General features: G+C 61.7%; 19 protein-coding genes. 7 read left to right on the forward strand and 12 right to left on the reverse strand.

What is annotated here, in order from left to right:
* Window positions 1-2: 2 nt before the first annotated feature.
* A complete protein-coding gene (locus QYL91_RS09820) occupies window positions 3-935 on the forward strand; it encodes a bile acid:sodium symporter (protein ID WP_302080322.1) in 933 nt (310 codons plus the stop codon).
* A gap of 22 nt (window positions 936-957) precedes the next feature.
* Here QYL91_RS09820 and QYL91_RS09825 read toward each other — a convergent pair whose 3' ends face one another.
* Both QYL91_RS09825 and QYL91_RS09830 read right to left on the reverse strand, forming a co-directional pair.
* Entirely contained in the window at window positions 958-1,320 is a 363-nt protein-coding gene (locus QYL91_RS09825) for a Zn-ribbon domain-containing OB-fold protein (protein WP_302080323.1), read from the reverse strand.
* Window positions 1,317-2,471 carry a thiolase domain-containing protein gene (locus tag QYL91_RS09830; RefSeq protein WP_302080324.1) on the reverse strand — a complete coding sequence of 385 codons (1,155 nt, stop codon included), beginning with the start codon at window positions 2,469-2,471 and terminating at the stop codon, window positions 1,317-1,319. Before QYL91_RS09830 ends, QYL91_RS09825 begins: the two co-directional genes overlap by 4 nt.
* Before the next feature lie 142 nt (window positions 2,472-2,613).
* On the opposite strand from QYL91_RS09830, the gene QYL91_RS09835 reads away from it, so the two are divergent.
* Together QYL91_RS09835 and QYL91_RS09840 are read left to right on the forward strand one after the other, a co-directional pair.
* Window positions 2,614-3,132 (forward strand): universal stress protein, encoded by a 519-nt coding sequence (locus QYL91_RS09835; RefSeq protein ID WP_302080325.1) that lies wholly within the window; start codon window positions 2,614-2,616, stop codon window positions 3,130-3,132.
* A gap of 53 nt (window positions 3,133-3,185) precedes the next feature.
* Window positions 3,186-4,808 carry a gamma-glutamyltransferase family protein gene (locus tag QYL91_RS09840; protein WP_302080326.1) on the forward strand — a complete coding sequence of 541 codons (1,623 nt, stop codon included), beginning with the start codon at window positions 3,186-3,188 and terminating at the stop codon, window positions 4,806-4,808.
* A 3-nt stretch (window positions 4,809-4,811) separates the two neighbouring features.
* Here QYL91_RS09840 and QYL91_RS09845 read toward each other — a convergent pair whose 3' ends face one another.
* The 10 genes from QYL91_RS09845 to QYL91_RS09890 all read right to left on the reverse strand — a co-directional run bounded on the left by QYL91_RS09845 (window position 4,812) and on the right by QYL91_RS09890 (window position 15,891).
* On the reverse strand, window positions 4,812-6,062 hold the full coding sequence (locus QYL91_RS09845) for an MFS transporter (RefSeq protein WP_302080327.1): 1,251 nt from the start codon (window positions 6,060-6,062) through the stop codon (window positions 4,812-4,814).
* A gap of 153 nt (window positions 6,063-6,215) precedes the next feature.
* Complete coding sequence (locus QYL91_RS09850) at window positions 6,216-7,196, reverse strand: NADPH:quinone reductase (RefSeq protein ID WP_302080328.1); 981 nt, start codon at window positions 7,194-7,196, stop codon at window positions 6,216-6,218.
* Window positions 7,193-7,630 carry a cupin domain-containing protein gene (locus QYL91_RS09855; protein ID WP_302080329.1) on the reverse strand — a complete coding sequence of 146 codons (438 nt, stop codon included), beginning with the start codon at window positions 7,628-7,630 and terminating at the stop codon, window positions 7,193-7,195. The genes QYL91_RS09850 and QYL91_RS09855 overlap by 4 nt, the downstream gene beginning before the upstream one ends.
* A 4-nt stretch (window positions 7,631-7,634) precedes the next feature.
* Window positions 7,635-8,888 carry a CaiB/BaiF CoA transferase family protein gene (locus QYL91_RS09860; protein WP_302080330.1) on the reverse strand — a complete coding sequence of 418 codons (1,254 nt, stop codon included), beginning with the start codon at window positions 8,886-8,888 and terminating at the stop codon, window positions 7,635-7,637.
* Between the two features lie 149 nt (window positions 8,889-9,037).
* Window positions 9,038-10,225, reverse strand: a complete 1,188-nt coding sequence (locus tag QYL91_RS09865) for an ABC transporter ATP-binding protein (protein ID WP_302080331.1) — start codon at window positions 10,223-10,225, stop codon at window positions 9,038-9,040.
* 120 nt (window positions 10,226-10,345) lie between these two features.
* On the reverse strand, window positions 10,346-11,245 hold the full coding sequence (locus tag QYL91_RS09870; RefSeq protein ID WP_302080332.1) for a carbohydrate ABC transporter permease: 900 nt from the start codon (window positions 11,243-11,245) through the stop codon (window positions 10,346-10,348).
* Window positions 11,242-12,186 (reverse strand): carbohydrate ABC transporter permease, encoded by a 945-nt coding sequence (locus QYL91_RS09875; protein WP_302080333.1) that lies wholly within the window; start codon window positions 12,184-12,186, stop codon window positions 11,242-11,244. Before QYL91_RS09875 ends, QYL91_RS09870 begins: the two co-directional genes overlap by 4 nt.
* Window positions 12,187-12,341: 155 nt before the next feature.
* Complete coding sequence (locus QYL91_RS09880; protein WP_302080334.1) at window positions 12,342-13,700, reverse strand: ABC transporter substrate-binding protein; 1,359 nt, start codon at window positions 13,698-13,700, stop codon at window positions 12,342-12,344.
* 76 nt (window positions 13,701-13,776) lie between these two features.
* Window positions 13,777-14,565: an IclR family transcriptional regulator gene (locus tag QYL91_RS09885; RefSeq protein WP_302080335.1), complete on the reverse strand. Its 789-nt coding sequence runs from the start codon at window positions 14,563-14,565 to the stop codon at window positions 13,777-13,779.
* A gap of 1,008 nt (window positions 14,566-15,573) precedes the next feature.
* The gene (locus QYL91_RS09890; protein ID WP_302080336.1) at window positions 15,574-15,891 is read right to left on the reverse strand and encodes a hypothetical protein; all 318 of its coding nucleotides are present in this window, start codon (window positions 15,889-15,891) and stop codon (window positions 15,574-15,576) included.
* 113 nt (window positions 15,892-16,004) lie between these two features.
* On the opposite strand from QYL91_RS09890, the gene QYL91_RS09895 reads away from it, so the two are divergent.
* The 4 genes from QYL91_RS09895 (at window position 16,005) to QYL91_RS09910 (ending at window position 22,405) form a co-directional block, all read left to right on the forward strand.
* Window positions 16,005-16,493, forward strand: a complete 489-nt coding sequence (locus tag QYL91_RS09895) for an Lrp/AsnC family transcriptional regulator (protein ID WP_302080337.1) — start codon at window positions 16,005-16,007, stop codon at window positions 16,491-16,493.
* Window positions 16,490-17,635 carry a pyridoxal phosphate-dependent aminotransferase gene (locus tag QYL91_RS09900; RefSeq protein ID WP_302080338.1) on the forward strand — a complete coding sequence of 382 codons (1,146 nt, stop codon included), beginning with the start codon at window positions 16,490-16,492 and terminating at the stop codon, window positions 17,633-17,635. The genes QYL91_RS09895 and QYL91_RS09900 overlap by 4 nt, the downstream gene beginning before the upstream one ends.
* Window positions 17,636-17,738: 103 nt before the next feature.
* Complete coding sequence (locus QYL91_RS09905) at window positions 17,739-20,252, forward strand: type II/IV secretion system ATPase subunit (protein ID WP_302080339.1); 2,514 nt, start codon at window positions 17,739-17,741, stop codon at window positions 20,250-20,252.
* On the forward strand, window positions 20,249-22,405 hold the full coding sequence (locus QYL91_RS09910; protein WP_302080340.1) for a type II secretion system F family protein: 2,157 nt from the start codon (window positions 20,249-20,251) through the stop codon (window positions 22,403-22,405). Before QYL91_RS09905 ends, QYL91_RS09910 begins: the two co-directional genes overlap by 4 nt.
* Window positions 22,406-22,512 lie beyond the last annotated feature (107 nt).

Here is a 22,512-nt window from a genome sequence, read left to right on the forward strand (position 1 = left end):
AAATGTCTAGCATAGGGACGTTCAGTCGGGCAGTTCGTGCGCCGTTGCTGGTCGCCGCGGCAGTTCTCCTTGGCTGGCGGTTCCCTGCCCCCGACTCTCTGGCTGTGGTGACGACACCGCTCGTCGCCTTTCTGGTGTTTGCGGCGGTGGACGGCGTTAACTGGCGCTCGTTTCTGGCCGGCGACCGTTTGTCCGTCGGCGTCGTTGCGGTCGGTCTCGTCTACTTGCTCCCGATTGCCTTCGCGCCGGTCCCGATATTCCTCCTCGACGGCCCGATGCGGGTCGGCACACTCGTCGTGCTGACCGGGCCGCCGACCGCAGGGAGCGCAATTGTCTGGTCGCGCATGGGTGGCGGTGACGCGGCCACGACGGTTCTGGTGACGACTGCAGCACTCGTACTCGCGCCGCTCGTGACTCCGGCGATTCTCGGTGTTGTTCTCGGTCAGGGCGTTTCTGTCGACCCTGTTCCAGTGGTGCGGACGCTCCTGCTCGTGGTCACTGGCGGCGTCAGTCTGGCGTGGCTCGTCCCTGCCGGCGCAATCGAAGAGACGACGCTCGATACACTCTCGCTTGCGGCGGTCGTGGTACTGGTCTACGTCGGGACCGCAACAGCCACAGTCGAGGGCGTTTCCCTCTCGTCGCTCGCTACTGTTGGACTGGTTGCCGTCGGATTCTTGGCGTTTGCAGCCCTGCTCGCATCTGGGGGTGCCCTGATTGTCGGTCCCGAGCGTGCAATCTCGATTTTCTTCGCGACGGGCCTGCGAAACCTCGGCATCGGTGTTGCCATCGCAACGACGCTGCCCGTCGAAGGGACCGTTGTGGCAGTGGTCGGGTTCTACGTGGTCCAGCAACTCGCTGCCGCTGTGACTGCCGAAAGTCTTCGTCTGTCCGTGCTTCCCGCCGTCGGAGGGGGGCTGCCGTCGACCGAGGAGTAGGGTCGGTGATGCGCGACTTCGATTACGAGAGCGGTTCGAAGCGGTAGCCGTCCCACTCCTGGCTGTCAGGGTGACGGATGCCGGCATCGGGGTCGCGTAACTCCTCGACGTAGACCGGTCTCACCTCGTCACCGATTTCCACCGCTTCGGTGGCTCCACCGAGCGCGCGGACGGACTCACCGTCGATTTCGAACTCGACGATTGTGATGAGGTTCGGACTGCGCATGCCCGGCGGCGTTGCGGTACTCTCTGTCCACGTGAGGACTTTACCGGTTCGCTCCGAGAGGTCGATAGTTTCCGTCTGCTCTTCGCCGCACTCGGGACAGAGCTGGTGGCCCGGATACGTCACGTGACCGTTCGGACACCGGTGGGCGTCGAGTGTCATCGTCCCACCTCCAGGACCGAGGTGATAACACAGTTGCCGAAGCCACCGACGTTACAGGTGAGACCGACCTCCGAGTCGACCTGCCGTTTCCCGGCCTCGCCGAGCAACTGCTTGTAAATCTCGTAGACCTGCGCGACGCCACTTGCCCCCAGTGGGTGCCCTTTCGATTTCAGCCCGCCGGAGGGGTTGACCGGCAGGTCGCCGTCCATCGTCGTGACGCCGTCCTCGATGGCGTGCCAGCCCTCGCCCTGGTCGAAAAAGCCAAGCGCCTCGCTTTGCAGGAACTCGAGTATGGTGAACATGTCGTGGAGCTCCGCCACGTCGATGTCGTCCGGACCGACGCCGGCCATCTCGTAGGCCTCCTGCCCCGAGATGGCGGCCCCGGCCATGTGAGTCGGGTCCTCACGCTCGTGGACGACGTGCGTGTCAGTCGCGCCGCCGATGCCGGAGACGAGGACGTAGTCGTCGGTGTACTGCCGTGCGACCTCCTCGGGACAGAACATCAGTGCGGCGCTGCCGTCAGTGACCGGGCAGAAGTCGTACAGCCGGAGCGGGTCCGCGATGATCGGCGACTCCATGGCCGTTTCTACGTCGATCTCCTTCTGAAACTGTGCGTGTGGGTTGTTGACGCCGTTCGCGTGGTTCTTGACTGCGACCTTCGCGAGACTCTCGCGTGGCGCGTCGTACTCGTCGAGGTACAGACGCGCGGTCAGGCCCGCGAAGGAGGGCAGCGTGATGCCGTGTTTGTACTCGACTGGGTGGGTGATCGACGCGATGATGTCGGTCGAGCGCTCGGTCGTGGTGTGTGTCATCTTCTCGCCACCGACGAGCAGCGTCATGTCGCTGGCTCCCGAGGCGACCGACTGCCAGGCCTCGTAGACGCCGGCCGCGCCCGAGGCGGAGGTCTGGTCGACCCGCTCGGCGTAGGCCGGTAACACGCCAAGGTCGTGTGCCACGGCGTTCATGATGCCGGTCTGGCCCTCGAACTCCCCGCTGGACATGTTCGACACGTAGAGATGCTCTACGTCGTCGGGAGCGACCCCGGCGTCGTCCAGACAGTCCTCGCCGGCTTCGTTCAAGAGCGCGCGCAACCACTCCTCGCGCTCGCCGAACTCACTCATGGCTGCACCGATGATTGCTACGTCTCCCATACGCGGAGTGCAACCCGGAGCCTATTTTTATTTTCGGTGAGTGGCCTCGATCCTCCTCGTCGAACGGACCGAAACGTGTCTCCGGTCACCGTCCCACCCACGGCAGAGTTACGTTTTTGTGTGACCGGTTTGAACAGCGCGTATGGCAATTGTGACAGCCATCGACGCCGAACAGCGACCAGCACAGACTATCGAAGTCGGCTACGACCTCGCCAGTCGGTACGACGACGAACTGATCGTCCTCCACGTGATGCCCCAGGACCTGTTCGACCGGCGCAGGCGAGCCATGGGCGACAGCGAGGACATCGAAGGCGGCTCGCCGACGCCTGTCTCGTACGGTACCTCCAGAGGAGGGGTCAGCGAGACTTCGAGCAGCGTGACGGCCTACTCCGTCGACGACGCGGAGGACGACGCCGCCGATGTCGCACGCGAGATTCTCGACGAGACGCTGGACGAGTACGACGATGTCACCGTCCGGGGGCGCGTCGGCGACTCCACTGAAGAGGTTCTCGCCGAGGCCGAGCGGACCGACGCGCGGTATCTCGTCATCGGCGGCCGGAAACGGACTCCAGTCGGCAAGGCCGTCTTCGGGAGCACAACCCAGTCGATACTGCTCGACGTGGACCGGCCGGTCGTGACCGTGATGCGCGACAACGAGTGATTTGGGCCGCGGTCACCGGTCGTTTTATATTCTCGTTCGACGACATCTCCCGTATGTCGACGCCCGACCTCGACCAGTTCACGTCCAGACGTTCGACCGTGTACGCACCGAACGGCATCGTCGCGACCAGTCAGCCACTCGCCGCCGAGGCGGGGACGCGGATACTCCGGGCGGGCGGGAACGCCTTCGACGCCGCGGTTGCGACCGCCGCCGCCCTCAACGTCGTCGAGCCGACGAGCACCGGGCTCGGCGGCGACGCGTTCGCGCTGTACCGGACCGCCGACGGCGACGTGGGCGCGATGCGCAGTTGCGGCTGGGCGCCCGAGGGGGCGACCATCGACGCCGTCAGCGCGGCGGTCGCCGAGGACGCGGACACCGACCCCGAGTCGGTGACGATGCCGACGACCGGCCCCCATCCGGTGACGATTCCCGGCACCGCCCGCGGCTGGGAGGCGACGGTCGAGCGGTTCGGCGACCTGGCGTTCGCCGACGTGCTCGAACCCGCAATCAGCTACGCCACGGAGGGGTACCCGGTGACGGAGGTCATCGCACACCAGTGGAAGCAAGCCGAGACGCTGTTTACCGACTCACACGCGCGCGAGGCCTATCTGGTCGACGGCCGGGCGCCGCGGGTCGGCGAGACCGTCCGGCTGGAGAACCTCGGCGAGTCCCTACAGAAGGTCGCCGACCGCGGGGCCGACGTGGTCTACGAGGGCGAGATCGCGGAGGCCATCGCCTCGGAGGTCCAGGACAACGGCGGATTCCTCACCGTCGATGACCTGGCGGAATTCGAACCGGAGTTTCCCGACCCCGTCTCGACGACGTACAACGGCGTGGAAATCTACGAACTCCCGCCGAACAATCAGGGACTCATCGTGCTGGAGGCGCTCAACATCGCTCAGGAACTCGGCGTCGACGGCTCGCTCGACGAGCCGACCTACCGTCACCGCCTGATCGAGGCCATCAAGCTCGCCTTCCATGACGGCCACCACTACATCACCGACCCCGAGTACGAGGACGTTCCGCCGCTACAGGACGAGGCCTACGCCGTCGAACGCGCGGCCGCGGTCGGCGAGGCGGCGCTGTCAGACGTCGAGGTCGGGATGCCCAACGCCGGCGCGGCCGAGGACGCCGACACGGTGTTACTGACCGTCGCCGATGACGAAGGGAATGTCGTCTCCTTCATCAACTCCCGGTTCGAAGGCTTCGGGAGCGGACTCGTCGCTGGCGATACTGGCATCGCACTCCAGAACCGTGGCGCGTCGTTCTCGCTCAATCCCGACCACCCGAACCACCTCGAACCCGGTAAGCGTCCGTTCCACACGCTCATCCCGGCCCTGGCCCGCTTCGGTCCCGACGACTGGGCGGCCTTCGGCGTGATGGGCGGATTCATGCAACCCCAGGGACAGGTGCAGGTCATCTCGAACATCGTCGATAAGGGCCTTCCCCTACAGGCCGCTCTGGACCGCCCCCGGTGTCGGTACCGGGAGGACGGAACCTTGGCGGTCGAGGGGACGCTGGACGGACACACGGCGACGAAACTCGCGCGCCGGGGCCACGACGTTCGCGTCGAACCGCCGGACGTCTTCGGCGGCGCACAGATTGTCCGCAACGATGGCGGCACCCTCTCGGGCGCGACCGAACCGCGAAAGGACGGAACCGTCGCTGGCTTCTGACCGCTACCCTTCGGTCTCGGCGCGGCTGTCCCCGGTAGCCACTCGGTCGTTCGTTCGAACGAGCAGGTAGACGCTTATCAGGCCCGCCAGGGCGGCGATGCCGGCGAGCACGAGAAAGAGCACGGTCGTGTTCGCGTACGACAGCGCCGCGCCGGCGATGGGCGCGCCGAGCGCGCCGACGCCGAACATCCCCAGGTAATTGTATCCGTACGAGAGCCCGTGTGAGTCGTCGGAGACGTACTCCGCGATGATCGCCTGGTAGACCGGCGCGGTGACGTAGATGGCGAACCCGAGCAGGACACAGACGGCAAGCAGCGGCACGACGCCGGCCGCGGCGGCGGGAACGAACGCGAGCGCGCCGACGACCAGCAGCGCGAACGCGCCGATGAGTGCGTACTCCGTTTCGACGAGGTCGGTCAGCCGCCCGCCGACGTACTGTCCGCCGACGCCGACGGTGAGCAGGCCGGCGTAGACGTACTGGCTCGGACTGACTGTGCGGTCGAACACCGTGATCGGTTCGAGCACTGGGACGCCCGAGAGTATCTTGGGGAGGAACGTCAGTATGCCCCGGTAGTACAGTCCGTAGAGCAACACTGCACCGAAGATGACGAGAAAGCCGCTCGCAAACAGCGCCCGCGTGTTGGTCCAGAAACCGGACAGCGACGTGTTCCCCGCCGCGCCCGGGTCGTCCTCGACCTCCGCGGCGTCGCCCAGCGGGAGCCGGACGGCGGCGGCCGCGCCCGCGAGCGCGGGCACGACGAAGATGGCTGCGGCCACCCGCCAGGGCAGAAAGATGAGGAGGACCGACGCGAGCAACGGACCCAGGACGGTGCCGACGTTCCCGGCGGCCCCGTGGTATGCGAAGGCGGTCCCCCGCTGGTCGACGCCGCGGCTCAGCAGCGAGAGCCCGGCCGGGTGATAGAGGCTGGCGGCCGTGCCCCAGACGCCCAGCGCCAGCGCCAGCACGACGACGTTCGGCGAGACGCTCATGAGGCCGAAGCCGACCCCCATCCCGAGCAGCGCCACGAGAACGACCCGGTCGGAGCCGTACTCGTCGGAGAGGATTCCGCTCGGGACGGCCCCGAGGCCGATGGCAGCGTACCCGACGCCCACGACAATCCCGAGTATCGCCGACGTCACCGAAAAGGCCTCGAGCCAGACCACGACAAAGATGGGAATGGACAGCTCGTAGGCGTGAAACAGGGCGTGGGCGATCATCGTGAATCCGACCACTGGCCGGTCGTCACTGTTCACGGTGCTCACTTGACATTGATTAGCTGGTGATACACGGTGGGGGGACTTCAATATATGGCACTGCGGTGGGGACAACGGCGACAACTTGTCCCGTTACGGTACCGTGTCCCGGTGCTCCGGCGATGTCGTCTGTGGCCGTGGCGGCGACGCCTGCTATGTCACCTCCAAGACAATCTTCCCGAGCGTGCCGCCCGAGAGCACGTCCCGCTGGGCCGCCGGGGCCTCGGACAGGGGGTACGTCTTAGCGATTCGGGCCTCGAAGGTCCCGTCCCCGAGCAGGGGCGCCACCGACCGCAGAATCGGTCCCTGGTCGTCCGTCGAGGCCATAATGGACATAAACCGGAGGTCCGCGTCGGCGATCTTGCCGGTCATCGCCGCTCCCGGCGGAATGCGTATCTCCTCGTCCTCGCCGATGAGTGTGATACGCCCGCTGCGGACGAGCACGTCGAGGTCGTCGACGAGGTTGCTCGCGGCGTGGGGTTCGAGCACCACGTCCACGGGGTCGCCGCCGGTCGCCTCGCGTATCTCGGTCGGAAGGTCATCAGCCCGGTAGTCGACGACTGCGTCCGCACCGAGTTCGCGGACCATCTCCGCGGGCTCGCCTTCCCGGGCCGTCGCAACGACCGTCGCACCGGCGTGGCGAGCGATCTGGACGCCCGCGTGACCCACGCCGCCGGAGCCGCCCTGGACGAGACAGACGTCGCCGACCGACAGGTCCCCGCGCGTAACGAGCCCGCGCCAGGCCGTCGCAAACGCCATGGCTGCGGCCGCGCCCTCTTCGAAGGACACTGACTCGGGAAGCGGGGCGAGCTTCGACTCCGAGACCGAGACGTACTCTGCGTACGTCCCCGGTTCGAAGAGACCGAGCCCCGTTGCGAACACCCGATCGCCGGGCTCGAAGGCGTCGGCGCCCTCGCCGGCCTCTTCGACCACGCCGGCGACGTCCGCGCCGCCGATGTGCGGGAGACCATCCTCCGGCGAGACGTTCCCCTCCCGGACGTACGTGTCGATGGGGTTGACGCCCGCAGCGTGGACCCGGACCGTCACCTCCTCAGGTCCCGGCGTCGGTTCGAGAACGTCGTCCATCGTCAGTACGTCTGCGTCACCGTGTTCGTGGTAGCGAATCGCTTTCATGATTTACTCTCGTTGACTGGATCCGGTGTGGCCGACCCGTACCGCTCTTGCAGTAGCGTCTCGGCTGGTTCGACCTGCTCGACGGGGTACCGTCCGTCGGGCGGGCTCCCGATCGCGACGATTTTCGTCGGCTCGTCGAACGGGTTGTGCAGCAGGTGTTCGACCCGCTTTTCGAAGAGGACGACCTCGTCCTCGCGCAGACGAAAGGAGCCGTCCTCAACTTCGACTTGACACTGCCCGTCGACGAGGTAGAAGAACTCCCGCTGGTTCTCGTGGTAGTGATAGCCGTTCTCGGACAGCGACTCGCCCCGCTCCAGGACGGCGACGTTGAAGTTGTAGTCGTCGATGCCGAGCTGTGGCGAGAGTTCCCACCGGCGACCCGGTTTGTCCGGGTTGGTCTCGAACTCGTCGAGGGGGTAGTGTTCGTAGTCCATGCGGTCAGTCCATCTCGGTCTCGGTTTTCGTCTTCTCGCCGAAGACGCCCTTCGATTCGAGCTCGTCAATAGCCTCCTCGGAGTAGCCCAGCTTCCGGAACACGTCGCGGTTGTCCTCGCCGAGCTCCGGCGGCGCGTCCTCGAAGCCGCTCTCCGCGTGTCGGAACTTCAGCGGGTGCTCGATGACCGGAATCTCCCCGTACTTTGGGTGGTCGACGTACTGGACGGTTTCTCGCGCCTCCGTCTGCTCGTTGGTGAGCGCGTCTTCGACGTCCATCACCGGTCCGGCGGGGACGCCCGCCTGCTCGACGAGCGTGGTCATCCACTCGTCGGTCGTCCGCTCGCGAAGCGTCTGCTCGAGTTCTGTCTCCAGTTCCTCGGTGTGAGCGACCCGGTCGGCATTCGTCTCGAACCGGTCGTCTTCGAGCAGGTCTTCGCGGTCGAGAGCGGTACAGAGGTCGCGCCAGAGCCCCTGGTTCAGACAGGCGATGTTTATGTACCCGTCTTCCGTCTCGAAGGTCTGGTATGGGGCCAGCACGGGATCTTTCGTCCCCATCCGCGACGGGGACTCGTCGGCGAACACCTTGCCTGCCTGTTTCGTCAGCCACGGGAGCGTCGCATCGAGCATCCCGAGGTCGATGTACTCGCCCTCGCCGGTCCGTTCCCGCCGGTAGAGCGCGTTCATCACGCCGAAGGCGGCCCACATCCCGGTGATGAGATCCGTCATCGGCAGCCCGACTTTCACCGGCTGTCGGTCCGGTTCGCCCGTGACGCTCATGATGCCGGACATACCCTGGATCAACAGGTCGTAGCCCGGCCGTTCGCGCCACGGGCCGGTTTGTCCGAACGCGGAGATGGCACAGTAGACGAGGTCGTCCCGGTGTTCGCGGAGACTCTCGTAGTCAATATCTAGGCGCTCGGCCGTTCCGGGCCGGAAGTTCTGGATGACCACGTCGGCCTCGCTGACGAGGTCGTAGAAGGCCTCCTTGCCGGCCTCCGATTTCAGGTTCAGTTCCACACTTTGCTTGTCGTAGTTGACAGACCAGAAGTACGGGGACGCCCCGTCGATGAAGGGAGGCCCCGAGTGTCTGATGTCGTCGCCGGCTTCCGGCCGTTCGACTTTGACGACGTCCGCTCCTTGGTTCGCCAGCATCAGCGAGCAGAACCCGCCGGTGACGAACGTCGACAGGTCGAGGACGTTGATTCCTTCCAGCGTTTTACCGCCGTCTATCGTTCGTTCGGTACTATCGCGTGTCATACTCTACAGTTCTCGAAGGATTCATAGTCGTTGGGTGGCGTTCCGTGTTGATCGGTGTGATGTCAGATTTCGCTTTGGTTCCCTTGCGGACACGTCGTTGCGGCGCCGGTGAGGGCCGAACAGCGTGGCAAATCGGGACTGACCCGGTGTCAGTCGTCAGTCGCGGCGTGTCCGGACGTGCTCTCGACGGCTTCGACTGTCGGGCTGTCACCGGTTCGAGCGATGGTCGACCCAGTCTGACCGTCGAAGACGTACCCGTGAGAGCGGTTGATATCTATCCCAACGGTCGTTTGCTCGTCGAAGTCGGTGACATCCTCTTCGACCACGCGGATTTCCTGGTCATCGACCTCGAGGTAACAGAGGTTGTTTTCACCCATCGGCTCGATGATTTTTAGATCGGCGGTTACGTCGCCGTCTCCCTCCGGCACGATCGACAGTGCCTGGGGACGGAACCCGACCTCGACCCCGTCGCCGGTCCGGTCGGCCCAGCTGTTGTTGTCCTTCCGCTTGGCTCTCGTGGCGTCGTCGCGGGGTTTGAATTCGACTAGCTGTCCGTCTTCTAGCTCGACCTCGATGGTTTCGCCGCTGACATGTCCGCTCCAGATGTTCATCTCGGGCATCCCGACGAACGTCGCGACGAACTTGTTGTTCGGTTCGCCGTAGACTTCGTTGGGCGAGCCAACCTGCTCTATCTGGCCGTCGTTCATCACCGCGATGTGGTCTGACAGCATCATCGCTTCCTCCTGGCTGTGCGTGACGTAGACGACCGTCTGGTTGGTCTCCTCGACGACCCGCTTGAGCTCCTTGCGCATGATGACTTTCAGCTTCTCGTCAAGTCCGGTCATCGGCTCATCCATCAGGAACGCACGAGGTTCGCGGACGATTGCCCGTGCGATGGCGATCCGCTGGCGCTGTCCGCCGGAGAGTTCGGCAGGGTGTTTCTCGACGAGGTCGCCGACTTCGAGGACTTCGGCAACTTCGCGTGCGCGTTCGTAACGCTCCTCTTTGGGTACACCGCGGACCTTCAGCGGGTACGCAATGTTGTCGATACATTTCATGTGCGGGTAGAGCGCGATCTCCTGGAAGACCATGCTGATGTCGCGCTCCTGTGCCGGCTTGGGCGTCACGTCCTCGTCGTCGTAGTACACGGTACCGTCGGTCGGCGTCTCCAGACCGGCGATACAGCGCAGTGTCGTCGTCTTGCCACAGCCGGACGGGCCCAGCAGCGTCAGGAAGTCGGTATCGGGGATGTCGAGGTTGACGCCGTTGACGGCGACCTCCTGTCCACCGGGTACGTCGTACACTTTCCGCAGTTCGTCGACTCGAATTCTAGACATGGTTTTTGATACGTTTGGCAGTGTTGTTTGCTTGTCGGTTATTGGTGTTTCGGTTCCGGTACTCGTCGCTGGTCGGCCGCCGTACGTGGGATGGCCCGGCGGGAGCGTAAACGAGACTCATCAGCCGAGCCCTCCCACGCTGAAGCCTCGCAGCAGGTAGCTCTGCAGGAAGTACACCAGCAGGAACGCCGGGACGGCCATCATGAACGATGCGGTCATGATGAGGCCCCAGTTGACGGCCTGTTGCTCGATGAAGCCGAGCATCCCGATGGGCAGGGTCTTCATCGCCTCCTGGGTCATCAGGAGGTTCGCGAGCGTGAAGTCGCTCCACGAAATCGCGAACGAGAAGATGGACACGGCGATGATACCGGGCAGGGCCATCGGGATGGCGACGTCTCGCATGGCGCGCAGCCGGCCGGCGCCGTAGATCCACGCGCTCTCCTCGTAGGAGATGGGCACGGTCTGGAAGAACTTCCACATCAGCCAGATGTCGAAGGGGAGCGACCGAGCCGAGTGCGCGAGGATGATTCCCGGGAAGCTGTTGATCAGGTTCAGGTCCTGCCAGATCATGAACATCGGCAGCGCGAGCAACAGTGGCGGGAACATGTACGAGAACAGCACCGACTGTGCCATGCGTTTCTTCCCGGGGAACGAGAACCGCGTCAGCGAGTACCCGGCCAGCGTGGCGCCCGTGACGCTGATGACCATCGTTCCGAGCGCGGCGATGATGCTGTTCATGTAGAACGTCCAGAAGTTCGTCCCGCCGAACAGCTCGCGGAAGTTATCAAGGGTGAGAGCCGGCGGAATCCAGTTGAAAGAGTTCGAGAACAGCGTCAGCTCCGGCTGGAACGACGACTTGACCATCACGTACGTCGGGAAGCCGATAGCGAGGACGGTCACCCCGACGAAAAAGCGGAACGTCCACTTCCAGGCCCGCTCTTGGTTCTCTCGTGAGACGTTTCTGACCCAGTAGTCGATGACTCGTTCGATTATCGTCTTGTTCTGTGAATATTCTGTCATTCGACCCGCACCTCCTCAGCGGGGTTGAACTTGGTGAAGTACACGATCGCGGCGATAACCAGCGTCGCGAACAGCGTCGACGCGATCGCGAGCGACTCGCCGAGTTGCCACTGGCTGAACGCGACGCGGTAGGCGTACACTGGCAGGGTCGTCGTCGACTGGCTGGGGCCGCCGCGGGTCATGATCCAGATGATGTCGAACTTGTTGAACATCCAGATGCCCCGCAGCAGGACGACGAGAACTATCATCCCTTTCAGGTTCGGGAGCGTGATGTCACGGAAGCGCTGCCAAGCGTTAGCGCCGTTGGCGCGCGCCGCGTCGTAGTACCCGTCGGGAATCGCCTCGCGACGTGCAAGCGTCATCATCACGACGAAGATGGACCACTTCCAGCTCGCCGCGACGATGATTGCGTACATCGCGATGTCAGTACTCCCGAGGAAGTTGATCGACGAATCAATGAGTCCCCATTGCATGGGGATCAGGTTCAACGCCCCGTACTCGGGGTTGAACATCCACGTGAATACCAGCCCGACGACGATGACGGGAATCAGGTACGGGAGCAACACGATGGCGCGTACGGCCGCGTTCCCCCTGAACTGCTTTTGCAAGAGGAGCGCAACCGGAATCCCGACAGCCACCTGAAACAGGACGGACCCGAACCCGAAGATGACGCTTTTGGTGACCGCGTTCCAGTAGAACGGGTCTTCGAAAAACAGATGCTGGTAGTTGGCGATGCCGTTCCATATCCAGACTGGGTCGAACGCGTTGATGGAGTAGAAACTCCCGGCGAGTGCCCACACGATCGGGATCACGGCGATGAACAGGAACAGGATCATGACCGGCGAGAGGCTCCCGTAGCCGAGGACCACCTCGTTTTCGAGCAGCTCGCCGAGTCGGTCCCGTAGCCGGTTGTACTCCTGTTCCATTCCGATCCCGCTCATAACGCGTGACGGAACACTCATGTCGGTGTCCTCCTCCCTATTCGCGTGCGTACAGTTGATATCATGCTTGTCTTAGTGGGGGCAACTGCATAACCCATCCCGTCGTGAACCGACTGTCGGCGAGGGTCATGCAGTTTCATATCCGTCTATTTATCTTAGTTCTCGAACTGGTCCAGAATCGAACGGGACTGACTCGCAGCGTTGTTGATCGACTCTTCGAGCCCCATGTCTCCGTGCAGGTAGTTGAAGATCATGTTCCCGAAGGCGCCACTGGAGAAGACCGGCGACGCCAACGCGTTGTTGGGGTCGGTCTCGCCGACGAGCGTCGACGCATTGTTGACCATCTCGACGACGTTGTCGATTTGGATGTTCTCGTTGGGTTCGACCCACTTGTTGATGAACTCGTTGTCGAGGAACTCCTCGTCGTCGACTGCGTCCGGGAACGGCGGTAGGTTGTGCAGCGGCGCAATGTGGAGCAGTTCGATGAGCGGTTCTTTCCGGGACATGAATTTCACGAACTCGCGAGCGCCCTCTTTGTTGTCCGCGCCCTGGAACATGACCCACCCCTCCGAGAACGCCTGGTGGGTCTTCTCTTCCTTGTACGGTGGCTGCATCAGTCCGGTGTCCTCCGCGACGGCCTTGTTGTTGGAGACTGCCTGCTGGAGCGGCCGAGCACCGAAGTACTTGACCTCGTTGACCTGTTCGCTCCAGTACGACTCGATCTGCTGGCTGTATCCGTACCCGCTTCCGTCGAGGGAGTACTGCTGGGTGTCCTCGAAGAACTGGAGTACTTCCTTGGTCTTCTCTAAGTTCTCACCTTTGTCCATGACGAGCTCGATCTCCTCGCCGTTGCGCTCGAAGATCTGCCCGTCGTTGCCGAACATGTAGTCGATGTAGAACTCCGTACTCATCAGCGACGACCCGGCGGGGATGACGTGGCCCGCTCGCTCTCCGACGCCGTTTGTGTCCGACAGGGCCTGCCTGAATTCTTCCCACTCCATCTCTCGGGGGGTCATCCCGGTGTTTTCCTCCCACGTGCTCACGCGGTACCAGTCCATCGTCATGTTGACCCAGATGGGGACGACGTACTGTTTACCCTGGAGTTGGAACAGGAAGTTGTCGTTGAAGTCGTAGCCCCACTCGTCTTCCATCCACTCCGCCTCGTCGCTGAGGTCGGCGAGCACGCCCTGCAATGCGAGGCCGCCACCTTTCTCCGGTGCCGTCGTCGTCAGTTCCGGCGGGTTACCGGACTGGAGCAACTTCGAAATGCGCGATGACTGGCTCGTCCCGACACCGACGAACTCGAGTTTCACTTCGTGGTCGTGTTCCTCTTCGAACCGGCCGGCCCACTTCTTGTAGTAGTCTTTGAACGCCTGACTGTTCTCGGCCGAGAGGAAGTGGACGGTGTTGCTGCTGCTGCCGCCACCGCCGCCGCCAAGACAGCCGGCAAAGCTAGTTGTCGCCGCGGTTGCTATCCCTGCTTTTTTGATGAAATTTCGTCTGCTATCTGTCATTGTATACCGTGGATCACACGTCCACGAGAACAACAACTCCGCGACTTTGGATAAATCTTTTGCCGCCACCGTCGCCTCAGAGTGAGGTTCCGACTGGGTTCGACGTCTGATGTTCGATGTGCAACTCCAGTTCGTTCGACGCTGCCCGGACGACGTCTGGCAACTCTGACTCGAGCCGGTCGTCTTTCAGCCGGGTGGCTGGTCCGGAGACGCTCAATGCACCGATGATTTCGTCGCCGCTCTGTACAGCTGTTCCGATCGCGTGGACGCCCCTCGTACTTTCTTGGCGGTTAATCGCGTACCCCTGCTCGCGAATCTCCATTAGTTCCTCCTTGAGTTCGCTCCGCTCCGTGATGGTATTGGGCCCTGTTGCTTCGAGGGTGAGCTGTTCGACGACCGACTCTCGCTTGGACTCCGGAAGGCCTGCCAGTATCGCCTTCCCTGCAGCACTTGCATATATTGGACCTCTCGTACCGACGTGTGCACCCGTTTGAACCGGGTTTTCACCCGTTTCAGTCTGTATATACACGCGATCTCCTTGTTCCCGCAACATGAATTGCGCCCGCTCACCAGTCTTCTCGGCTAGGTCGTCTATCTTGGTCTTTATCATGGGATAGGCAGGAATCTGTCGACGCAACTGCCCACCGATAGTGAGGAATTTCAGACTGAGTCTGTACACTTCGCCTTCCTTGATCACGTATCCGTTCTCACTGAGCGTCGTCAGATGGCGATAGACTGTGCTCTTGGTCAGGTCCAACTCGTCGGTGAGGTCGTTGATTCGCATGCCGTCGTTCGCCAGCAGAACGTCGATAATTGCAAACGTCTTCTCGGATGTTCGCACCACCGATTTTGGCTTTTCTGTCATGTGTGTCAATAGCACCCTGTCGACATATAAAACTCCCGCATATTGAAATTTCATCTGGTATTCTGAGTGACTAGTATCGCATCGCTGGTGAACGGGATCTCTCTACGGCAGAGAATGCAACTCCAGAATCCGTCTATCGGCCTATTCCGACGATGCGGCCACTGGACCTGTCCCTCAAACTACTGAGTCTCCATACAACTTCAGGACGCGGTTTTCGACCGATTCGCATCGAGCCAGAAGATTACAATCATATGAGTGTAATTATTGGTGCCAGTATCGTCGTCACAGCGTCCATGTCGAGTGTCTTTTCGTTTCCGCCGGCTGTGAACCGGTCCCGCTCGTTTGCATCGGCGGTCCCTCGGTTCGCCTTTCCTCACCGCTGACAGCCTTGGTAGCAGTCGCGATACGTCGATTTGGGGTGCACCTTTAATTAAAAGAAATATTATCTAATTACCGAACTACTATATTTAAAACATATAGGAAGTCAGTTTGGGTCCCAGATCTGACTGGCGGCGAAAAAGCGTCAATCCGAGTGTTTATCGAATCGTATGTTGTATAAATCCACTATAAAATATAAAAATTACATTATTTCGGCACTATATGCGGAAATAGAATATACATTTGGAAAATAGGTGTGAATAACAATTCTTGTGGCTGTCTGACTGAACTTACGGTCTCAATTTCCGTAGTAAAGAATCCGGGCTTTAGCCTATAGTACCGACGAAATACGCGTATTTATCCGAATAATCTGTTGTATCTTGGCCGGAATCTCTGGTTGTAATCGCCGTCTGTGTGATTGACCGTGTGGAGCGATCATATCGGGTACTGTCGTCGACTGCCTCGATACAAATCAATATTCAATATAAGACAGGATTATTATATATTGTCTCTGTGTTCGAACAGCCGACGCTGTAGCGGGGCGGTTCCAAGCAAATCTCGTACTGAGTTTCGAGAAAATTCACCTCGGTCGATGAACTGAACGACCGATTCGAAAATGTGGGAACGGTGTTACTCCGCCGTATCGAGTTGGGCGGCGACGGCGTCGTCGAACTGGCGGGCGGCCCGCACCACGTCGCTGTCCTCGTTGACGACGAACGTGGCTTCGGCGTCTGCCTCTTCGGTGTGGTCTAGCGCACCGATGTCGACGAGGTCTTCGAGTGCATCTGCCAGATACAGTGTCTTCAGTGGAATGTCTGCCGCGTCCGCGATGTCGGACCGCGTGTACTCCGTTCCCGGGTCGAGTTCGACGACCGCGCCGATGAGTGAGGCAGCTTCGTCTCGCTGTGCGACGAGTTCCCAGCCGGTTTCGGTGAGTTGGGGGCGCATCAGTCAGCGATACGGCGGGCAACACTATAAAAACTGCAACTGCGACGGCAGCGGCGTCTCTTCCTCGGTCGCGTGTAGCAAGCCTTTATACGGTCGCCCGGTGGTCTATCGGTATGAGCAGTCGCGACGAGGTCCTAGAGCTACTCCGCGAGAACGCCCGCTACACGATCGAGGACATCGCCCGCCAGACCGGTGCAGACGCCGAGGCAGTCGAAGAGATAATCGAAGACCTCGAAGAGGAAGGTGTCCTGATGGGATACCGTGCCGTCGTCGACTGGGACAAACTCGATCAGGAGGTCGTGCGCGCGGCGGTCGAACTCAACGTCACGCTCGACCGCGAGACGAGCTACAACGACGTGGCCGAGCGCATCGCCAAGTTCCCGATGGTCGAGTCGCTGCACCTCCTCAGCGGTGACTACGATTTCATGATGGAAGTCGAAGGTGACTCGATGCGCGAGGTGTCGCATTTCATCAGCGAGAAAGTCGCGCCCGTCCCCGAAATCACCCAGACCGTGACCCACTACGTCATGGAGTCGTACAAGGAACACGGCATCGAGTTCGACGACGGTGACGACGACGACAGGCTCTCGGTCTCACCATGAGCTTCGACATCGCAGATCGGGTCGAGGCGGTGCCGCCGTCGGGTATCCGGCGGTTTTTCGAACTTGCAGAGGAGATGGACGACATCATCTCGCTTGGGGTCGGGGAGCCGGACTTCTCGGCGCCCTGGGCGGCACGCGATGCCGCAATCGCCTCGCTCGAACAGGGCAAGACCTCCTACACCGCCAACCGCGGCCGGCGGGAACTCCGAGAGCGAATCTCGGCTCACGTCGACGAGCGCTACGACCTCGACTACAGCGCCGACGAGGAGATTCTCGTCACCGCCGGCGCGAGCGAGGGGATCGACCTCGCGTATCGGGCGCTGGTCGACCCTGGCGACACCGTCGCGGTCGTCCAGCCGTGTTACGTCTCCTACGTTCCCGGCGTCATCTTCACCGGCGGCGACGTCCTCCCCGTCGAGACACGTCGGGAAGACGAGTTCAAACTGACCCGCGAGGTCCTCGAGGAGTCCGGTGCGGCCGATGCCGACGTGCTCGTCCTCTGTTACCCGAACAACCCGACAGGCGCGACGATGACCGGCGAGGAACTCCGGCCGGTCGCCGACTTCGCCCGCGAGCACGACCTGATGGTGTTTTCCGACGAGATTTACGCCGATTTGACCTACGAGCACGACCACACTTCCATCGCGACGCTGCCGGGGATGCGCGAGCGGACCGTCGTGTTCAACGGCTTCTCGAAAGCCTACGCCATGACGGGACTGCGGCTGGGCTACGTGATGGCGCCACCGGAGGCGACGACGGCGATGAACCGCATCCACCAGTACACGATGCTGTCGGCGCCGACGACCGCACAGTATGCCGCAATCGAGGCGCTCGAATCGTGTGACGACGCCGTCGCCGAGATGAAAGCTCAGTACGACCGCCGCCGGAAGTACGTCCTCTCGCGGTTCGACGACATGGGCATCGACTGCTTCCGGGCCAGCGGCGCGTTCTACGCGTTCCCGGAGTGTCCCTGGGACGACGCCGGCGAGTTCGCCGAGGAACTCCTCCACGAGGAGGGGGTCGCCGTCGTGCCCGGCACGGCCTTCGGTGAGGGCGGTGAAGGGCAACTTCGCGTTTCGTACGCGACCGGGCTCGACGAACTCAAAGAGGCGATGGCCCGAATCGAGCGGTTCGTGGCCTGAACCTGGAGACCTCGCACACAGTGTCGGCAAAATCGGCACTGATGGACAGCAGACTCTGTTCCTGGCGTAAAGTTTTTTCACCCCAAGGAGTAGAGTCTTTATAATGGCAATCGATGACACAGGGGGCGGCGAGGAACAGGCCGCGTCTGGGGTCGACGTCGGGGAGGACTCGACGGTTGCGGTGGGGAGATACTCCTGGAGTGATTTTCGGCGGGAGGAGCACGACGAGGGGCAGTTCGACCGGGCAGCATATCTGGGATTCGACCCGCGAGACCTCACCCGGAAACTCGAATCCGGCGCGAGTGCCGGCAAGACGCTCGACGAGTACTTCGAGGAGTTCTGTGACCCCGAGCGGACGCCGGTAGTCAAGGGGACCTACTCCTGGGAGCACTTCAAACGGGAGTACTACTACGACGAGAGCGGGCGCGCGCCCCGGCGGAGTGACGGCGAAAAAGAGCCCTTCGAGGCCGAGCAGTATCTGGGCTTTGACCCCGAGGAAACCGAACAGCGGCTGAGCCACGCTGAGTCGCTGGCGTCCGACCTCGATAGTCTCGTCCAGGACCGGACGGTCAACGTCGCCGAGGAACTCGACGAAGACGCGTTCTTTTCCGACCGGAACGGCAAAACGACGGTCGTCAACCGCTACGACTTAGAGAAGGTCGTCCCACTGGAGAAAAAGACCCACTTCGCCGAAGAGAACCGCTACTGGGTGAACAAACCCTACGCGTGTGTCGTCATCTTTCACTCTCGCAAGGAAAACGAGCGCAAGTACTACGTCATCGAACCACACCTCAACGCCATCGAAGACGAACTCAAGGAATTTCTCTCGCGGAAGCTCAAGACGGCCATCAAGTATTCCGAGGACGACGTCATCGTCCAGGGCGACGAGACCGACCGCGCGGCGGTCATCCAGCGCGAAGCCGAACAGCTCCTCCAGCGGTACGGCCTCTACGAGGGGCAGATAACGGACGATACCGGCTCGTCAGACGGTGGTGTGATGGGGTCGCTGAAGGGAATGCTCGGGATGGACGAAGCCGAGGATATCGTCGAGGCAGAGGGCATCGACGGCATATCGGTCAGGCCCGAACCCATCATCCTCGAAGAGGACTCCGATACGCTCACCGAGTATCAGGTCGAGAAACTCCTCTATGTCCTGAAACGGAACTTCATCGGGTACGCCAAAATCGACCCCGTCAAACACGACATCAACGTCGAGGACATCTCCTGTGACGGGTACAACAGCCGCGTGTTCGTCTACCACACGGACTACGAACAGATCATCTCGAATGTCACCCACGGGGAGAAGGACCTCGACGATTTCGTGGTCAAACTCGCCCAGCGCTCCGGCAAGGGCATCTCCAAACGACAGCCCCAGGTCGACGCGACGCTCCCGGACGGCTCGCGTGCCCAGCTGACGCTCGGCCGGGAAGTCTCGGACCACGGAACCAACTACACCATCCGACAGTTCAAAGACGTCCCCTTTACTCCAGTCGACCTCATCAACTGGAACACGTTCAACTTAGACGAGATGGCTTTCCTCTGGCTGTGTATCGAGAATCACAAATCGCTCATCTTCGCCGGCGGGACGGCATCAGGGAAGACGACGAGCCTGAACGCGATTTCGCTGTTTATCCCCTCGAACGCGAAAATCGTCTCCATCGAGGACACCCGAGAGGTCGAACTGCCACAGCGAAACTGGGTGGCGAGTGTCACCCGCCCCTCGTTCGGGCAGGACGACACCGGCGACGTCGACGAGTTCGACCTGCTCGAGGCCGCACTCCGACAGCGCCCCGACTACATCGTCATGGGTGAGATTCGTGGTGAAGAGGGTCGGACGCTCTTCCAGGTCATGTCGACCGGACACACGACCTACACCACGTTCCACGCCGACTCCGTGGGCGAGGTCATCAAGCGATTCACGACCGAACCTATCAACGTCTCGAAGACGCTGTTTACGGCACTCGATCTGGTCTCGATTCAGACCCAGACCAGGGTCGGCGGTCACAAGGTGCGCCGGAACAAGTCGCTGACCGAAATCAACGAGTACTCCCCGGAAAACGACGAAATCAACGTCCGGGACGTCTACGAGTGGCGCGCCGAGACGGACAACTACATCCAGATGGGGTCGTCCTCGACGCTCGAGGAAATCAAGTTCGACCGCGGGTGGACCCAGGAGCGACTGGACGAGGAACTGTTCAAGCGGAAAGTGGTACTGGCCTACCTCATCGAGAACGGGCTGAACACCTACACGCAGGTGGCGGCGACGGTGCAGGCTTTCATCAACGACCCCGAGACGATTCTGACGATTATCGCAAACGACTCGCTGGAACGGTCCCTGGAGGACCTTCGGGAGATGGAGTCGGTCCAGATCGAAATCCAACCCGAGAAGGAAGAACTCGTCCCGCGCCCGGAACCGCCGGAGGACCTGCTCGAAGAGACCGACGAGATTCTGGAGAATGCCAATCCACTGCTCCAGCGCTATCGCGAGCGGGACTCCTCGGACATCGTCTCCGCACTGTCGGGGCTGGAAGTCGACGACGGGGGCGGCACTGAAGAGGAAGCAATCGACTTCGGGCAGTTCGTGCCGAAGGCAGGCTCTGCGGAGGAGGAGGAATGAGTCTCGACACGCGTGGCGACAAGCAGGTCGGTGGGATGGGCGAGTCGGCGCTCGGCGACGCGTTTTATCCGCTCTTCGAGTGGCTGTTCGACCCGGATGGGGATTTCGTCAGCGGCGTCGAATCGAAACTGGCCGAGGCACGGATGGCCGACAACGTGGAGATGTTCCTCTCGCGTGCGCTGGCAGTGGGGTCCATCGCCGGCCTCGCACTCTGGTTGCTCGGGATGTTCGTCGGCTATCTGTTCGTCCAGCTGGTGGGTGTCCCCGAGGGAATCCTCACGTTCAACCTTCCCGACTACATCACCGCGCTGAAGACGCCGGCAATCATCATCTTCTCCGGGTTAATCTTTGGCTCGATTGGCTTTCTCATCGGGTTTGGCTCGCTCGTCTCGATACCGTACTTCCGGTCGGGTGCGCGCGAGCGCGAAATCAACGTCTTGCTCTCGGATTCGATTTCCTTTATGTACGCGCTGTCGGTCGGTGGGATGAATCAACTCGAAATCCTGGAGGCGATGGCCAAAGCCGACGACACCTACGGCGAGGTCGCAAAGGAGTTCCAGTCGATTGTCCTGGAGACCGACTATTTCGATACCGACTACCGGACGGCAATCCGGAACCAGGCCCTCGAGACCCCCAGTGACGAGCTCTCGCAGTTCCTGACGGACATGCTCTCTATCGTCAACTCCGGGGGTGACATGACGGACTTCCTCGAAGACCAGAAGGACAAGCACATGCGGACGGCAAAGCAGGAACAGCAGAAACTGCTCGACACCCTGGAGCTGTTCGGCGAGATGTACATGACACTCTCGCTGTTCCCGCTGCTCCTTATCATCATCCTGGTCATTATGGACCTGATGCAGGGTGGCAATCAGGAACAACTCCTCTTGGGGACCGTCTACGGGCTGATCCCGCTCATCGGGGTCGGCTTCTTGGTGCTGGTCTCGACGGTCACGCAGGACTCGATCGGTGACGGGTACCTGCGACCGGACAGCGAAGAGGAGGAGTTCCAGGTCGACGAGGGGATTGGCGTGTTCAACCCCGGACTCGTCGAGCAGTACACCGGCGAGCGAACCATCTTCGACCGCATCAAACGCCGCGAGGGGACCTACGAACTGATGGAGATTCTGCGGGCTCCACATCTCTTCTTCCGTGACCACCCGCTGATGGTCCTCATTGTCACGGTTCCGCTGACGGTGCTCGTCCTCGTCGGGGCCGTCGCGACCGGTAACGCGCCGCTGTCGGTCGAAGCGATGGAGAACAACGTCATCTACGGGACGGTCGTCTGGGTCTACGTGCCGCTGTATCTGAACTTACTCCCGCTCGGCGTGTTCTACGAGTGGAACGTGCGCTCCCGACGTGGCGTGCTCGGGAACTTCTCGGAGAACCTGCGAAAGCTTGCGAGCGCCAACGACACCGGGATGACGCTGCTCGAGTCTATCAAAGTCGTCTCCGAGACGTCCTCCGGGAAACTGGCAGACGAGTTCGAGGCGATGCACGCGAAGGTCAACTACGGGACGAACCTGAAAGACGCGCTTCGGGAGTTCAACAACAAGTACCACATCCCGCGGTTGGCACGGACGGTCAAACTCATCAGCGAAGCCCAGGAGACGTCCAGCCAGATTCAGGACGTGCTCTCGACGGCCGCCCAGTCCTCGGAAAACCAGGACGACATCGACCGTGAACGCAAGTCCCGTACCCGGATGCAGACGGTCATCATCATCATGACCTACCTGACGCTGTTGGGCGTGATGGCACTCTTGCGCGTGCAGTTTATCGACGTCATCGGCGGACTGGACTTGAGTTCCGGCGGTGGCGCTCCGGGTGGGCCCGGCGGCGGTGGCGGGTCCATCTCACCCGAGCGGATGTCGATGCTGTTTTTCCACGCAGTGACGCTGCAGGCGATTATCTCGTCGTTTATCGCCGGCTACATCCGGAACGTCGAACTCATCTCCGGCGTGAAATACGCCGTCATCCTCTCGACTATCGCACTCATCGTGTGGGTCACCGTCGAGCAGATGACCAGCGGCGGTGGCGACGAGGCGGCGCTCCTGTTGCTCGTCGGGTCGGTCGGGCGGCCACTGTGGGACCGTCTGGAACGCGGTTCTGTCAGTGACTCCGGGAATGGTTTGGCTTCGACCGAACCGGACGGGTGAACCGACAGCAGAGCTGACTAACAGAGTTGTGTAGAACAGAGGCACAATTCGTCTCGCGCAGACTCGCCGGGACTGAGCAAACGCTTCGCGTTTGCGAAGGTCGGAGA

The sequence above is a fragment of the Salinibaculum rarum genome, assembly GCF_030505615.1.
Lineage (GTDB): Archaea > Halobacteriota > Halobacteria > Halobacteriales > Haloarculaceae > Salinibaculum > Salinibaculum rarum.